Annotated in this window: 12 protein-coding genes; 7 read left to right on the top strand and 5 right to left on the bottom strand. The window is 69.7% G+C overall.

Translation table 11 applies throughout. The annotated features are described in order from the left end of the window. The first annotated feature begins 44 nt into the window (after positions 1-44). The 5 genes from AB0A90_RS29640 to AB0A90_RS29620 all read left to right on the top strand — a co-directional run bounded on the left by AB0A90_RS29640 (position 45) and on the right by AB0A90_RS29620 (position 9,593). A complete protein-coding gene (locus tag AB0A90_RS29640; protein WP_357254340.1) occupies positions 45-2,441 on the top strand; it encodes an RICIN domain-containing protein in 2,397 nt (798 codons plus the stop codon). A gap of 177 nt (positions 2,442-2,618) precedes the next feature. Beyond that, positions 2,619-5,174: a family 43 glycosylhydrolase gene (locus AB0A90_RS29635; protein WP_357254338.1), complete on the top strand. Its 2,556-nt coding sequence runs from the start codon at positions 2,619-2,621 to the stop codon at positions 5,172-5,174. A gap of 195 nt (positions 5,175-5,369) precedes the next feature. Next, positions 5,370-7,790, top strand: a complete 2,421-nt coding sequence (locus tag AB0A90_RS29630; RefSeq protein WP_357254336.1) for a family 43 glycosylhydrolase — start codon at positions 5,370-5,372, stop codon at positions 7,788-7,790. A 27-nt stretch (positions 7,791-7,817) separates the two neighbouring features. Then, a complete protein-coding gene (locus tag AB0A90_RS29625; RefSeq protein ID WP_357254334.1) occupies positions 7,818-8,450 on the top strand; it encodes a hypothetical protein in 633 nt (210 codons plus the stop codon). Positions 8,451-8,510: 60 nt separating this feature from the next. Beyond that, the gene (locus AB0A90_RS29620; protein WP_357254332.1) at positions 8,511-9,593 is read left to right on the top strand and encodes a hypothetical protein; all 1,083 of its coding nucleotides are present in this window, start codon (positions 8,511-8,513) and stop codon (positions 9,591-9,593) included. A 173-nt stretch (positions 9,594-9,766) separates the two neighbouring features. Here the strand turns inward: AB0A90_RS29620 and AB0A90_RS29615 are convergent, their stop codons facing one another. The 5 genes from AB0A90_RS29615 to AB0A90_RS29595 form a co-directional block, all read right to left on the bottom strand. Next, a complete protein-coding gene (locus AB0A90_RS29615) occupies positions 9,767-10,561 on the bottom strand; it encodes an inositol monophosphatase family protein (protein WP_357254330.1) in 795 nt (264 codons plus the stop codon). 24 nt (positions 10,562-10,585) lie between these two features. Next, on the bottom strand, positions 10,586-11,035 hold the full coding sequence (locus tag AB0A90_RS29610; protein ID WP_357254328.1) for a hypothetical protein: 450 nt from the start codon (positions 11,033-11,035) through the stop codon (positions 10,586-10,588). A 101-nt stretch (positions 11,036-11,136) separates the two neighbouring features. After that, on the bottom strand, positions 11,137-11,850 hold the full coding sequence (locus AB0A90_RS29605) for an NAD(P)-binding domain-containing protein (protein WP_357254326.1): 714 nt from the start codon (positions 11,848-11,850) through the stop codon (positions 11,137-11,139). Positions 11,851-11,857: 7 nt separating this feature from the next. Beyond that, positions 11,858-12,886, bottom strand: coding sequence for an LLM class flavin-dependent oxidoreductase (locus AB0A90_RS29600; protein ID WP_357254324.1), 1,029 nt, complete (start codon positions 12,884-12,886; stop codon positions 11,858-11,860). Continuing rightward, positions 12,879-13,928 (bottom strand): LLM class flavin-dependent oxidoreductase, encoded by a 1,050-nt coding sequence (locus AB0A90_RS29595; protein ID WP_357254322.1) that lies wholly within the window; start codon positions 13,926-13,928, stop codon positions 12,879-12,881. Before AB0A90_RS29595 ends, AB0A90_RS29600 begins: the two co-directional genes overlap by 8 nt. Positions 13,929-14,036: 108 nt before the next feature. On the opposite strand from AB0A90_RS29595, the gene AB0A90_RS29590 reads away from it, so the two are divergent. Both AB0A90_RS29590 and AB0A90_RS29585 read left to right on the top strand, forming a co-directional pair. Continuing rightward, complete coding sequence (locus AB0A90_RS29590) at positions 14,037-14,528, top strand: MarR family winged helix-turn-helix transcriptional regulator (protein ID WP_357254320.1); 492 nt, start codon at positions 14,037-14,039, stop codon at positions 14,526-14,528. Positions 14,529-14,558: 30 nt separating this feature from the next. Then, positions 14,559-14,924: a hypothetical protein gene (locus AB0A90_RS29585; protein WP_357254318.1), complete on the top strand. Its 366-nt coding sequence runs from the start codon at positions 14,559-14,561 to the stop codon at positions 14,922-14,924. The last annotated feature ends 22 nt before the right edge of the window (positions 14,925-14,946 follow it).

Below are 14,946 nucleotides of genomic sequence, written 5' to 3'. Positions count from 1 at the left end.
GGGCTCTGCCCGCCACCCCCCTCTAGAGTCAGGAGCACCGTCCCGTGTCTGTCTCGTCCAGTCCCCCGCTGCGGCGACTGTTGGCCGGCGCCGCCGCGTCAGCGTTGACCGCGCTGGTCGCGGTGACCGCCTCGGCGTCCCCCGCGCTCGCGGCCACCACCACCCTCTACGCGTCGCCCAGCGGCTCCGGCACCAGTTGCTCGGCCAGCCAACCGTGTTCACTGTCCGCCGCGCAGACCGCCGTGCGGGCCGCCAACACCACGATGTCCGGTGACATCGTGGTCGAGCTGGCCGACGGCGCGTACCGGCTGTCGGCGCCGATGCGGCTGACCGCGGCCGACTCCGGCAACAACGGCTACCAGGTGATCTGGCGCGCCGCCGCCGGCGCCCGTCCGTCGATCACCGGTGCCCGGGCGGTGACCGGCTGGTCGCTCGTCGACGCCGGGAAGAACATCTGGCGGGCCAACGTTCCCGCCGGGCTCGACTCCCGTCAGCTCTACGTCAACGGGGCCGTCGCCACCCGGGCGCGTACCGCCGTGAACCGCGCCGACTTCACCTTCACCACGTCCGGGATGCGGTTCACCAACAGCGCGCTCAACTACCTGAACAACCTCGGCAACCAGAGCCGCGTCGAGGTGGAGAGCGTCGGGTCGTTCACCGACCGGTACTCGCCGGTGCAGAGCATCAGCGGCAACTTCCTGACGATGCAGCAGCCGGCCTGGAACAACAACACCTTCGGCTTCGACACGCTGTCCCGTCCGCACCGCGCCGGCCCGTTCTACCTGGCCAACGCGTACGAGTTCCTGGACTCGGCGGGGGAGTGGTACCTCAACCCCAGCAGCGGCCAGCTCAACTACATCCCGCTCGCCGGACAGAACATGAGCTCGGTCAGCGTGGAGCTGCCGCAGCTGCAGTCCCTGGTGAACGTCGGCGGCACCTACGACGCGCCGGCGCACCACATCTCGTTCAGCGGGATCACGTTCACCGGCACCAGCTGGCTCGGCCCGAGCAGCAACAACGGCTTCGCCGACCAGCAGACCGGTGCGCACATCGTCGGCACCTGGGCCCGTCCGTCCGACGCGCTGACCTCCTGCCAGGAGGGCTGCTCGCTGTTCGAGGCCACCCGCCCGAGCTGGGCGCAGATGCCGGCCGCGGTGCAGGTCTCCGCCGCCAACACCATCAGCTTCAGCGACTCCCAGTTCGTCAACCTGGGGCAGACGGCGATCGGTATCGGTAACGACGCCAACGCCCACGCCAGCGGTGTCGGCCTGGGCGTCAACAACATCACCGTCACCCGCTCCGAGATCGCCCGCAACTCCGCCGGCGGCGTCGTGGTCGGCGGCGTGCGGGCCGACGCCCACCACCCCAGTGACCAGCGGATGGTCAACCGCAACGTCACGATCAGCAACAACAAGGTGCACGATCTCGGCCTGGAGTACCGGGGCGTGGTCTCGATCCTGACGACCTACGTGAACACCTCGCTGGTCTCGCACAACGAGGTCTACAACATGCCGTACACCGGCATGTCGATCGGCTACGGCTGGGGCGCCAACGACGCCGGCGGCAGCCAGCACTACGCCAACCGTGGCCTGTACAACTACCAGCCGCGCTACTCCACGGCGACCACCGCGGCCAACAACCAGGTCATCGGCAACTACGTGCACGACGTCATGCAGCAGATGACCGACGGCGGGTGCATCTACTCGCTGTCGGCGAACCCGGGCGGGTTGATCGCCGAGAACTACTGCCTGCGGACCAACGGGTGGTTCGGGCTCTACTTCGACGAGGGCTCGCGCTACTACACCGCCCGGAACAACGTGTTCTCCTCCACCGGCACCTGGGCAACCGCCAACTACTACTACGCCGAGAACATGGGCAACTTCACGGTCACCAACAACTGGTCGACCAGCAGCGGCACGAACGTGACGAACGGTGACCGCGGCAACGTCGTCAACAACAACGTCACGGTCAGCAACGGCAACTGGCCGTCCGGCGCGCAGACGGTGATCAACAACGCCGGCGTGCAGAGCGGCGGCAGCACCAACCCGCAGAACGTGCAGCTCGTGGGCGCTCAGTCGGGTCGTTGCGCCGAGATCGGCAACTCCAGCACGACCAACGGCACGCAGGCCCAGATCTGGGACTGCATCAGCAACGCCGCCAACCAGCGGTGGACCCACACCGCGAGCCGGCAGCTCATGATCTACGGCACCAAGTGCCTGGACGCCTCCGGCCAGGGCACCGTCAACGGCACGAAGGTGGTGATCTGGGACTGCAACGGTGGTGTCAACCAGCAGTGGAACATCAACTCCAACGGCACCATCACGGGCGTGCAGTCGGGTCTCTGCCTCGACGCGAACGGCGCCGCGACGGCGAACGGCACGAAGTTGATCCTCTGGGCCTGCAGCGGTGGCACCAACCAGCGGTGGACGGTACGCAGCTGACGTAACGTCGGATGGCACCGGATCCGGGCTGGGGCGCTCTCGCCCCAGCCCGGTTCCGCTTGCGGTGGCCCGGCGGCTCACCACCGCAACAGCCCGTCCGTCCGGTGCGCGGTGTTACGGGGATACTTCGGGCAGGTTTCATTGATGCTCTTGACAGGCATTGTTAGCGATAACACGATGGGCTTCACGCCGCTCTCGCGTCTGGAGTCCACCTTGGCCGTGTCGATCCGCCTGCGAGCTTCCAGCCTCATCCGCAGCTTGCTGCCGGTCAGCCCGAGCGCCGTGCTCGACCGCCTCGCCGACGCGTTGACCCGACCCGACTCCACAGTCCACACCCGTCCGGCCGGCCGGCTGCGCACGCTCGCATCCATCGCCGTCCTCGTCGCAGCGGGCCTGGTGGTGGTCACACCCGCCGCCGCGCAGGCCGCCGACCCGTGGTCGCCCCGCTCGTCGTACACCTCGACCGACACCGGCGCCGGCACCTACTCGGTGCCGCTGCTCAACGCCGACGTGCCGGACATCAGCGTCGAGCGGGTGCCCGCCGCCGAGAACGACGAGGGCCGCGACCTCTACTACATGATCAGCACCACGATGCACCTGAGCCCGGGCGCGCCGATCATGAAGTCGTACGACCTGGTCAACTGGGAGATCGTCAACTACGTCTTCGACCGGGCGAGCATCGGCGACTCGTTCTCCCTGCGCAACGGCCAGAACTCGTACGGTCAGGGCCAGTGGGCGTCGTCGCTGCGCTACCGCGACGGCATGTTCTACGCCGTCTTCAACACCAACAACCTCAACGGGGCGTACCTCTACCGCACCGACGACATCGAGAACGGCGCGTGGCAGCGCACCGCCCTCGGCCGTGGTCTGCACGACCCGTCGCTCTTCTTCGACGTCGACGGCACGCCGTACATCTTCTACGGCTCCGGCGGCACCAGCGCGGTACGCCTCAACGCCGACCTGACGGCCATCGCGCAGGACTACCCGAACATCTTCACCGCGAACAACTACGCCGGGCAGCCGTTCATCGGCGGGCTGTTCGAGGGCGCGCAGGTCTACCACATCGACGGCTGGTACTACGCCGTCATCATCACCTGGCCGTCCGGGCAGGGACGCCAGGTCGTGATGTTCCGGTCGAAGGACCTGCTCGGGCGCTACACCTCGGCCGGCGGAGTCAACACCTACGAGGCGCGTGGCGTGCTCAACTCCAACGGCTTCGCACAGGGCAGCCTGGTGCCGATCAGCCGCGCCGACGGCCGGACCGACTGGCACGGCATGTTCTTCCGCGACACGTTCCCGATCGGGCGGATCCCGGCGCTCATCCCCGCCACCTGGCAGGACGGATGGCCGACCTTCGGCACCAACGGGGTCGTGCCGGTCAACGGCCTGTTCGACAAGCCGATCCGGCTCAGCCCGGCCGAGGAGGTCTTCGAGCGGCAGAAGAGCATTGTCGCCTCGGACGACTTCGCCAACGACGCGCCGCACAGGGCGTACCAGGACGAGCAGTGGACGGTCCCCGCGCCGCTCGACCCGGCGGAGATCGCCCCCAACGGCTCACGACTGGACCTGGCGTGGGAGTGGAACCACGCACCGGACAACAGGTACTGGTCGCTCACCGACCGCGACGGCTGGCTGCGGTTGACCGCCGGCAAGGTGGTCACCGGCCAGTACGTCTACACGAAGCTGTCCAACCGGGCCGAGTTGGCGTGGTTCGAGGAAGCCCGCAACACCCTCTCGCAACGTACGTTCGGGCCACGGCAGTCGGTGCAGACGCGGATGGACATCTCCGCGATGAAGAACGGTGACGTCGCCGGCCTGGCCGCCTACAACCGCGGATTCTCGTACGTGGCGGTCAAGCGCGTCGATGGCGTGAACACCCTCGGCGTCGTCAACCGGTCCCAGCCGTTCGCTGTCGACCTGGACCAGGCGACGGTGGAGAACTTCGTGGCGGGCACCACCGTGGCGTTGGGAGACGCGACCGAGGTGCACGTGAAGGCGGACCTCGACTTCGCCTCGCCGGTCGGCCAGTTGTGGACGACGTTCTACTACAGCCTGGACGGGTCGACGTGGACCCGGCTCGGCAACCGGGTCGGCCCGCAGACGCTGGACGGCAGCCTCGCCCACTTCATGGGTCACCGGGTCGGGCTGTTCACCTACGCGACGCAGGAGACCGGCGGGCACGTCGACTTCGACAACTACCTGCTCAGCGACACGCTGACCGCGCAGGCCCGACCGCTGGACACCGTCGCCCTCGACGCGGCGATCGCCCACGCGCACACGCTCGACGCGCGTCACTACCCGCCCGACGCCTGGGCCGCGACGCAGTCCGCACTCGCGGCGGCGACGTCGGCGCGGGCCGGACAGTTCGGCACCCAGAACCAGATCGACGCCCCGGAGCGCGCGCTCAGCTACCAACTGGCCCGGCTCGGCGTGCTCGCGGCACTGCCGGTCACGGCCAGCGCCGAGGTGCGGTGTCTGGCTGGCAGGGCGTACGTGGCGGTGCGGGCGCGCAACGACTCGGACGCACCGGTCGGGATCACCCTGGAGACCCCGTACGGGAACCGGTCGTTCGCGGCCGTGGCGCCGGGGGCCAACGTCTACCAGTCGTTCCCCACGCGCGCGGCGGCGGTGCCGGCCGGTTCGGTGACGGTCCGGGCCACCGGGGCGGTCGCCGGCCGGGACGTCACCACCGTGCACTCCGCTCAGCACCCCGCCACCGCCTGCGGCGAATAACCCCACCACGAGCCTCAGGCTCACCGACCAGCACCCACCGGCGACCGGCCGTGTGGCGCGGAACAGCGACCTGTCCCGCGCCGCCGGCCGAGGTCGAGCCGGTGGCGGCGGTCGACCCCTGATGTCCGGACCACCTACCACCACCGATCCCCCGCACACCGATGACCGCACGTCAGAGATGAAGGAGGATGTCTCGTGGAACAACGAATGCGACGCGCGACCCGAGGACGGGTCGCCGCGATCGCGACGGTCGGCCTGATGCTGGCCGCAGGGTTCGCCACCGGGGCGGCGCCGGTCCAGGCCGCCGACACGAATCTCATCGTCAACGGCGGGTTCGAGGACGGCCTGACCAACTGGTTCGTCAACAACGGAAACGCCAGCGACGGCGCGCAGTTGTCGGCCACCGCGGATGCCTACGCCGGTGCGAACGCCGCGCTCGTGACCGGCCGGGCGACGACCGGATCCGGGCCGATGCAGGACCTCAGCGGCAAGGTGCAGGCCGGCCAGGCCTACACCCTGACGGCCCGCATCAAGTACGAGAACGCGAGCGGACCGGCCACCAAGCAGTTCTTCGCCACCATGCACTACGGCGGTGGCACCTACACCAACCTCGTCAGCGTGACCGCGACGAAGGGTCAGTGGGCGCAGTTCAACGGGACGTTCACGATCCCGGCGACGCAGACCGTGTCGACGGCGCGGCTGTTCTTCGAGACCCCCTGGACGGCCACCCCGGCCACCGACCCGGACCTGCACCTCATGGACTTCACGCTCGACGACGTGTCGGTGGTCGGCGCCGCGCCGCCCGCGCCGGCATCGAAGACGATCGAGGTCGTCGGGAAGCTGCCCGGGGAGCACAACCCGTTGATCGGGCACAAGTTCGGCGCCGACGGCTTCGGCCTCGTGCACGACGGCCGGGTGTACATGTACATGACGAACGACACCCAGGGCTACGCCCCGAACCCGACCACGGGCGTCTCGCCGGGGATCAACTACGGCGACATCAACCAGATCACGGTGATCTCCTCGGCGGACCTGGTGAACTGGACCGACCACGGTGAGATCCAGGTCGCCGGCCCGAACGGGGTGGCCCCGTTCACCGCCAACTCGTGGGCTCCGGGCATCACCAAGAAGGTGGTGAACGGCGTGGAGAAGTTCTTCCTCTACTACGCCAACGGCGGTGGCTCCAGCAACGTGATCACGGGTGCCTCGCCACTCGGCCCGTGGACCAGCGAGCGCACGAGCACGCTGATCGACGGTCGCACCCCCGGTGCCGAGAACGTCGCGTGGAAGTTCGACCCGGCCCCGTTCGTGGACGACGACGGCCAGCCGTACCTCTACTTCGGTGGTGGCCCCGCGTCGACGAGCATGCCGCCGGCCGAGCGCTTCAACAACCCGAAGAACATCCGGGCGATCGAACTCGACGACACGATGGTCGCGACCCAGGGAACGGCCGCCGTGGTCGACGCCCCGGTCGCGTTCGAGGCGGGTCACGTCTTCAAGCGCGACGGCAAGTACTACTTCTCGTACTCGTCGCACTTCGGCGGGAACGACTTCGGTGGTAGCCAGCAGCCGCTGCCCGGCTACCCCGGTGGCGGCCAGATCGGCTACATGATCTCCGACAACCCGATGTCGTGGCCGAAGGAGACCTACGCCGGTGTGCTCTTCCCGAACCAGTCGCAGTTCTTCGGCAGCGGCACCGGCGGCAACAACCACCAGTCGGTGTTCGAGTTCGAGGGCAAGCACTACTTCACCTACCACGCGCCGACGTTGAACAAGCGCATCAACGGCAACACGACCCAGGGGTACCGCAGCCCGCACATCCAGGAGTTGGCCTTCAACCCGGACGGCACGATCCAGCAGGTCGTCGGCACCTACGCCGGGGTGAACCAGGTCCGCGACTTCGACCCGTACCGCGTCTTCGAGGCCGAGACCTTCGGCTGGAGCAAGGGTGTCGCGACCACAAAGGTCGACGGCAGCTCCGCCCAGTTCGGCGGCGCGGCACCGAACCTGGTGGTCCGCGACATCGACAACGGCGACTGGACCGCGCTGTCGTCGGTGGACTTCGGCGACAACGGCGCGCAGAGCGTGACGGCGAAGGTGCGGGCGCTCGCCGCCGGCGGGCAGATCCAGGTCCGCCTGGACACCGCGACCGGTCCCGTTGTCGGCACGGTCGCGGTCGACACGCCGGTCGGCCAGTGGGCCGAGGTGACCGCCCAGCTTGCCGGCGTCAGCGGCGTGCACGACGTCTACTTCACCTACACCGGCCCGGCGGGCGCCGACCTCTTCGAGATCGACACCTGGGCCTTCCAGGCGGCCACCCTCGAACTGCCCGTCACGGCCACCGCGTCGGCGCGGTGCGTGGGCGGCAAGGTCCACGTGGCCGTGCAGGCCCGCAACGACCATGACGCGCCAGTGGCGATCGCTCTCGAGACCCCGTACGGCGAGCGCTCGTTCGCGGCCGTCGCGCCGGGTGCGAACGCGTACCAGTCGTTCAGCACGCGTGCCGTCTCGGTGCCCGCGGGTTCGGCGACGGTCCGGGTGACCGGGGCGGTGGGTGGACAGGACGTGACGACGGTCCGCACCGTGCAACATCCCGCTGGCACCTGCGGCGGATAACCCTTGATGGCTGAGAACGGAGACCACATGAACACAGACAAACGGCGGCAGTTGCTCGCGGCCGGTGCCCTCGGCGCGGTGCTGGTCGGGGCCGCGGTGCTGCCGTCGCCCGCCCTGGCCGAGCCGGACGACGACGCCAGCGTGCGGGTCACTGTCGACATCGACGAGATCAGGGAGCCGGGCGTCCTCGCCCTGTCCGTCGCCGGCGACGCCGTCGCGCTGTCCGAGGACGGCTCGACCCTGCTGGTGCGCCAGTTCGTCGGTACGCTGCCGACGGTGACGGTCACCGACACCCGCGTCGCCGACGAGGTTCCCGACGGTGCCAGCTGGGCGGTGCTCGGCAGCGCGACCGACTTCGCGGGCAACTCCGGCCAGGCGCCGATCACCGCCGACCACCTCGGCTGGAAGCCCCGGCTGCTCGACGGCGGGGAGACCGGCCTGGTCACCGAGGGCGAGGAGGTGGTGACCGCGCTGGACGAGGCGACTCAGCCGGGCAACAACGTCGGCCTCGTCGACCAGGAACTGCTGGTCTCGGCCTTCGACTCCGAGGCCGTGGCCAACGACTCGTACTCCGTCAACGCCGACCTGTACCTGCGTACCCCGGCGGAGGTCGCCGCCGGCGCCTACAGCTCGACGCTCACGCTCTCCCTGTTCGAGTAGTGCTGTGGCGGGGGTCCGGACCGGGCCCCCGCCACACCCCCTGCCGAAGGGCTCATCGTCATGACCGTTCCCCCGCTGCGCCGGGTGCTCACCGTTCTCGCCGTCGTGACCCTCGCGGTGACGGCCGCGCCGGCCGTGGCGGCGGCGGAGCCAGACCCGAAGGCGCTGACCTGGACGGTCCAGCCGGCCACCCCGAGCGGCCCCGACCAACGCCGGTGGATCAACGCCAGCCTCGACCCGGGGCAGGTCGTGACCGAGCATCTGGCGGTCCGCAACTTCAGCAAGAACGCGGTCGCCTTCTCGCTGAAGGCCGCCGACGGCTACCTCACCGACAAGGGTCGCTTCAACATGCTCTCGTCGGACCGCCCCTCGGTCGACGGTGGCACCTGGATCGACGTGCAGGAGAAGGTCACCGTCGGCCCCGGCGAGACGAGGGTGGTGCCGTTCACGATCACGGTGCCCAAGGGTGCCGCGCCGGGGGATCACCCGGCCGGCATCGCGGCGACCGTCACCAGCACCGGTGGCACGGTCAACGTCGAGAGCCGAGTGGGTTTCCGGGTCATGGTCCGGGTCAACGGGACCGTCCAGGCGACCCTGCCCGTTCAGGGCCTCACCGCGAGGTACACGCCGTCGTGGAATCCCTTCGCCGGTGGCACGCTTCGGGTCCGCTACACCGTCGGCAACGACGGCAACGTCTGGGTCAGCGGGACGAGCCGGGTGGCGGTGTCCGACCTCTTCGGCCGGACCAGCCACGACGCCACAGGCGCGGTCGAGGAGCTGCTTCCGGGCGGCAGCCGGGAGATGGCGACCCGCGCCGACGGCGTCTGGGCACTGGGACGTCTCCGCACGACAGTCACCACGTCACCGACCCTGCTCGGCGACGGGCAGGCCGCCGGTGCCGACCTCCGACAGGTCTCGGCCACCGTCACCACCTGGGTCGTCCCGTGGGCGCAGCTCGCGCTGCTGGGCCTCCTCGCCGCACTGCTCGTCGGTCTGCGGGCGGCGGTCCGTCACCGCCGACGTCGGCTGGCGGGGCTGCTCGCCCGCGCCCGCCAGGAGGGTCGGCAGGAGGGTCAGGAGTCGGTGCTCGTCGGAGGCGGTCCCGCCGACGGTGCGCCCGACGCGGGCGACGCCCGCCCGTAACCCGCCACCGGACCGCCCGCCCGCGAGCGCCGTCAGGTGGCCGGCGGCGTGTCCATGAGGGAGCCTGCGCCGCGTACCTCGGCGGTTGGTCAGCGCTGCTTGGTCTCCCAGAAGATTTTCGAGATCTCCTCGGTCTTCCCGAGCAGCACGCGCGGTGGCCGCCGGGCCGATGCTCACCGCTGGTTTCTGATGAGGGCCAGGAGGGCAGCGTGCGTCCGCTCGTCGGCGGCGACGACAAGACCGTTCCCATCCGGATGAACCGGCCTGCCGTCGATCCCGGTGACCACACAACCTGCCGCCTGACCGAGGGCGATTCCGGCCGCGAAGTGGACGCTGTCGCACAGGTGCTCGCCATCCGTCACGTAGCCGGCGCGACGACCGGCAGCCACCCAGGCCACGGCCAGCGTGGTGGAGACGACGCGGGGGCGGAACTGTTCGATGAATCCCTCGTCGGCGAGCATCCGGGCGGCGAGGAAGACGTGCCGGTTGGGAAACGGTGGGTCGAGATTGACGTCGACAAGGCGGGACTCCGCCGACGGGGTGAGTGGCTCGTCGACGCCACCACGGCGGGTATACGCGGCGATGCCGTCGGTCCAGAACACCTCGTTGGTGAACGGGTCCGCCGAGGCGGCCACACGGACCCGTGCCCCTGCCCGCAGCGCGACGTTGACCGAGGTCAGCATGGTCCGCACGGCATAGTTCAGCGTTCCGCACAACGGGTCGACCAACCACGTGCGCCCGTTCTCGCCGGTGCCGGTGCGCCCGCTCTCCTCCGCCAGCACGCCGTCATGCGGACGTCCGGCGCGCAGGACGTCGAGGATGGCCTTCTCGGCCTCGACGTCCGCGGTGGTGGCGAAGTCGTCCGCGGTCTTCATGAGTCGGGCCAGCGATGATCCGTACTGCGCGCGGACGACCGCGGCTCCGGCTTCCGCCGCCGCGATCGCCAGCGCGTGATCGGTGATCGACATACCCGAACCATAGGTGGGCGACGGTCAGGAGACCGCCGCCCGCACCAGCTCGACGACCCGCTTCTCCACCGCGGGGCTCCACTTCTGCAGCGCGTACGCCACCGGCCACAGGTCGCCGTCGTCGAGGTTGGCCGCGTCCTGGAAGCCCAGGGTCGAGTACCGGTAGTTGAACTTGCCGGAGTCCTGGAAGAAGACGACGATCTTTCCGGCGGCGTCCGCGTACGCGGGCATCCCGTACCAGGTCTTCGGCGACAACTCGGGCGCGGCAGCGGTCACCGCCACGTGGACGCGCTCGGCGAGCGCACGATCGTCCGGCTCCATCTGCGCGATCCGGTCGAGGAGCGCCTGCAGCCCGTCGGCCTTCTTGGCGCCCTTCTTGCCCTCGGCGCGCAACTCGGCGGCGCGCTCCTGCATCGCGGCCCGCTCCTCGGCGCTGAAACCGTCGGACCTGGTCGTGGTGGTCTTCGCGGACATGCGGGGGCTCCCTCTCCTCGTTCCGGGTTCGGCGTGCTGCCGGTGACCTGGGAAAAGGCTAGACCGGGTGACACCGGCCGGGCTTCTCGATTCCTGATCGGTCAGGCCGAGGCGCGGGCAGCGGCAATGGTCCGTCCACGCTCGGACTCCGGAAAGCGGTCGAGCATGGTACGAACCTCGTCGGCGCTCACGTTGGCGCCGAACAGCTCGCTGCCTGGTTCGAGTCGTACGCCCTCGGCCAGGGCGCCGGCGACCACCGGATCGAAGCCCAGCGCGTCCACCAGGGTCGCGACCGCGGCGAGGTCACTGGCGTCGTCGCCGGCGATCGCGATGGCCTTCCGGTCCGGCGATCCGGTCGCCCGCGCCCCGTCCTCGAGATCGTGGTAGCCCATGTGGTTGAACGCCTTCACGACCCGGGACCCGGACAGGTAGGCCCGGACGATCTCGCTCGACGAGGTACGCGCGTCGGTGAGGTCGTCCCGGATGCCGTCGATCTCCCACCAGTAGTTCATCGCGTCGACGACGAGCTTTCCGCGCAGCGCCTCGGCGGGAACACTGCGGTACCTACCCAGCGGCAGGGCCAGGATCACGATGTCGGCGGCGGCCACCGCGTCGGCCGCCGTGGTGGCCGCCGCCCCCGGAGCGAGCACCTCGACGGTGAGGGCGATCTTCGCCGGATCGCCGGAGCCGGCGACCAGCACGCGGTAGCCGGCGGCGACGGCGAGCCGGGCGAGCACCGTGCCCACCTTGCCGGCCCCGAGCACACCAAGGGTCTGGGGCCGGTCGTTGTCGAACATGTCGTCCTCTCGGTTCATGTGGTGATCAGGCCAGCAGCTCGCGGACCATGGGGATCACCCGGGAGCCGTACAGTTCCACGGCGCGCATCCGGGCGCTCACCGGTTGCGCTCCAGCGGAGTAGATGAGGTCGAACCGGCCGACTCCGAGGCTGCGGATCGCGCGCGCCATCCGGCGGGCCACCGTCTCGGGTGAGCCGATGTAGAGCGAGCCGTTCTCCACCTCGGAGTCGAACTCCTGGCGGCGGATCGGTGGCCAGCCCCGCAGTTTGCCGATCCGGTCTCGCATGATCCGGTAGTGCGGCCAGTAGATTTCCTTCGCTTCCTCGTCGGTGTCGGCGATGAAGCCGGGCGAGTGCATGCCGACCGGGTGTGCGGTCGTACCGAGTTGCTCGGCCGCCCTGCGGTAGAGGTCCAGGTACGGCGCGAAACGCTCGGGGGCGCCGCCGATGATGGCGAGCATGAGTGGGAGCCCGTACTGGGCGGTGCGGACGACCGACTGCGGTGAGCCACCCACGCCGACCCAGGTGCTCAGGTGTCCCGACTCGGTCTTGGGAAAGACGTCGGCGTTCTCCAACGGGGCACGCAGGGTGCCGCTCCAGGTGACCGGCTTCTCGTCCAGCAACTTGACGAACAGCTCGATCTTTTCCTCGAACAGCGTGTCGTAGTCGCGCAGGTCGTAGCCGAACAGGGGGAACGACTCGGTGAACGAGCCGCGACCGAGGATGACCTCGGCCCGGCCGTGCGACAGCGCGTCCACCGTGGCGAACCGCTGGAACACCCGGACCGGGTCGTCCGAGCTCAGCACGGTCACCCCGGAGGCCAACCGGATCCGGGACGTACGGGTGGCGATGCCCGCCAGCACCGTCTCCGGCGTCGACACCGAGTACTCCGGCCGGTGGTGCTCGCCCAGCGCGATGACGTCGACGCCGAGCTGGTCGGCGAGCACCGCCTCGTCGACCACCTGACGGATCGCCGCGGCGTGGGAGACGAGCTTGCCGGAGTCGTCCTCCGGTACGTCGCCGAACGTGTCGAGGCCGAACAAGAGGTCAGACATGGGTGGGCTCCTTCGCCAGCAGCTCCCGGACCCGCGGCGCGACCTCACTGCCCAGCAGTTGGATGGTGCGCGCGCGTGCCTCGCGGGGCAGGTGCATGATGTCGTACTTCAGGTCGAAGCGGTTCAGTCGCAGGTCGCGGGCGACCGTGGCGATCTTCTGCGCCACCGTCTCGGGTGACCCGACGAAGAGCGCTCCGTGGTCGATTTCGGCCTCGTAGCGTGCGCGGTCCGGTTTGTAGAAGCCGCGTTCCGCGGCGAGCGCCGCCGCGACCGGCTGCCAGTATCGCCACCACGTCTCCACCGCCTCCTCGTCGGTGTCTGCGACAAGGCCGAGTGAGTGCTGCCCGATTGGCTGCGGGGTATGCCCGAACTGGTCGAGCGCTTTGGTGTAGAGGTCGACGTGGCCGGCGAACCGTTGGGGTCGTCCACCGATGATCGCCATCATGAGCGGGAGACCGTGCCGGGCGGCGCGGACCACCGAGTTCGGGCTGCCCCCGACACCGATCCACGTCGGGATCCCACCGGGCCGCATCCGTGGGTGCAGGCGCTGTTCGGTCAGGGAGCTTCGCACGGTTCCGGACCAGGTGACCGTCTCGTCGCGCCGGAGCCGCAGGAAGAGGTCGAGCTTCTCCTCGAACAACCGCTCGTAGTCGGCCAGGTCGAAGCCGAACAGCGGGAACGACTCGGTCGCCGACGCGCGTCCGAGGACCAACTGGGCGCGGCCGTTGGACACGGCGTCGAGGGTGGAGAACTCGTGGTAGAGGCGGACCGGGTCGTTCGTGCTCAGCACGGTCACCGAGGTGCCGAGTCGGATCCGCTCGGTCGCCGTCGCGGCCGCGGCGAGCAGCACGGGTGTCGCCGAGTCGTTGTGGCCCTCCCGGTAGTGCTCACCGAGGCTGAACACGTCGAGTCCGACCGACTCGGCGAGTCGTGCCTCGTCCACGAGGAGTCGTACGGTCTCGGCGTCGCTCAGCACCCGGTCGCCGTCGGTGGCCACCTCCCCGAACGAGTTGAGCCCCAGTTCGAATCCGGTAGCTGTCATGGTGTCCTCCTCGGTGCTTCCGCCGGCGACCCGCGGGAGCGGACCTACCGGTTGACGTGTCAATGATGCTAACTTGGCGATTGACACGTCAATTCCCGGGAGAATGAGATGACGGAGACCACACCTGCCCGGCGGGGAGGGCGCCAACTGCCGACGGCCGAGGAGCTGCGGATCTGGCGGAACTTCATCGAGACGACGGCGGCGCTGAGTGGCCGGCTGGAGTCCCGCCTCCAGGGCGACTCCTCCCTCTCCACCGGGGACTACGCCGTCCTGCTCGCTCTCAGCGAGGCGCCGGACCAGGCGATGCGCTCGTCCGCGCTCGCGGCGCACATCGGCTGGGAGCGCAGCCGGCTCTCCCACCACCTGGGGCGGATGGAGCGGCGTGGCCTCATCCGCCGCCAGGAGTGCCCGACCGTCCCCCGGGGGGCGGAGGTGCTGCTCACCGCGGCCGGAGCCGAGGCGTTCGGCACCGCGACATTTCCCCACCTGCGCGCCATCCGAGAGCTCTTCGTCGACGCCCTCACGCCCGAGCAGATCGTCGCGGCGGGCGAGATCGCGGCAGCGCTGCGAGCGCGCCTCGACGAACAGCACGAGGATTGAGGGCATCGAGCACCGCGGAGAGGAGTACGCATGCTCAGGGGCCTGCTGATCAGTGAGAGCCTGCGAACCGGCGCGGAGCTGACCGTACCGTTGCGGGTGGAGAAGATCTGGCGGGTCGACACCGCCAGCGCCACCGCCGCGCAGCCCGCCACCTGGACGTTGATCGAGTTCACCGCGCCGGACGCGGAGGTGGAGCGGCTCGCCGCCGCGCTCGCCGACTGTCTGTCACCGACGGGCGGCTGGTACGCCGATTTCCGGACCGACGCGGAAAGGTTCGTCGTCTTTGCCGGCAAGGCATTCCGGTATCCGCTGGGCGATCCGGCCGGCGAGGCTCACGCCAAGGCGTACGGCAGGTCGGTCGGCGTGCCCGAGCCCCAGCTCGACTGGGGAGACTGAGCCCGGGTGCCCGCCGGTTCGG

The sequence above is a fragment of the Micromonospora sp. NPDC049204 genome (assembly GCF_040647935.1).
Lineage (GTDB): Bacteria > Actinomycetota > Actinomycetes > Mycobacteriales > Micromonosporaceae > Micromonospora.
The sequence above is the reverse complement of the archived record's forward strand: the minus strand, read 5'-3'. Positions and strand labels throughout refer to the sequence as shown.

Coding starts and splice junctions, on each gene's coding strand:
- AB0A90_RS29635 (WP_357254338.1), top strand. CDS start 2,619: ATGGGCTTCACGCCGCTCTCGCGTCTGGAGTCCACCTTGGCCGTGTCG.
- AB0A90_RS29625 (WP_357254334.1), top strand. CDS start 7,818: ATGAACACAGACAAACGGCGGCAGTTGCTCGCGGCCGGTGCCCTCGGC.
- AB0A90_RS29620 (WP_357254332.1), top strand. CDS start 8,511: ATGACCGTTCCCCCGCTGCGCCGGGTGCTCACCGTTCTCGCCGTCGTG.
- AB0A90_RS29615 (WP_357254330.1), bottom strand. CDS start 10,561: ATGTCGATCACCGATCACGCGCTGGCGATCGCGGCGGCGGAAGCCGGA.
- AB0A90_RS29610 (WP_357254328.1), bottom strand. CDS start 11,035: ATGTCCGCGAAGACCACCACGACCAGGTCCGACGGTTTCAGCGCCGAG.
- AB0A90_RS29605 (WP_357254326.1), bottom strand. CDS start 11,850: ATGAACCGAGAGGACGACATGTTCGACAACGACCGGCCCCAGACCCTT.
- AB0A90_RS29600 (WP_357254324.1), bottom strand. CDS start 12,886: ATGTCTGACCTCTTGTTCGGCCTCGACACGTTCGGCGACGTACCGGAG.
- AB0A90_RS29595 (WP_357254322.1), bottom strand. CDS start 13,928: ATGACAGCTACCGGATTCGAACTGGGGCTCAACTCGTTCGGGGAGGTG.
- AB0A90_RS29590 (WP_357254320.1), top strand. CDS start 14,037: ATGACGGAGACCACACCTGCCCGGCGGGGAGGGCGCCAACTGCCGACG.
- AB0A90_RS29585 (WP_357254318.1), top strand. CDS start 14,559: ATGCTCAGGGGCCTGCTGATCAGTGAGAGCCTGCGAACCGGCGCGGAG.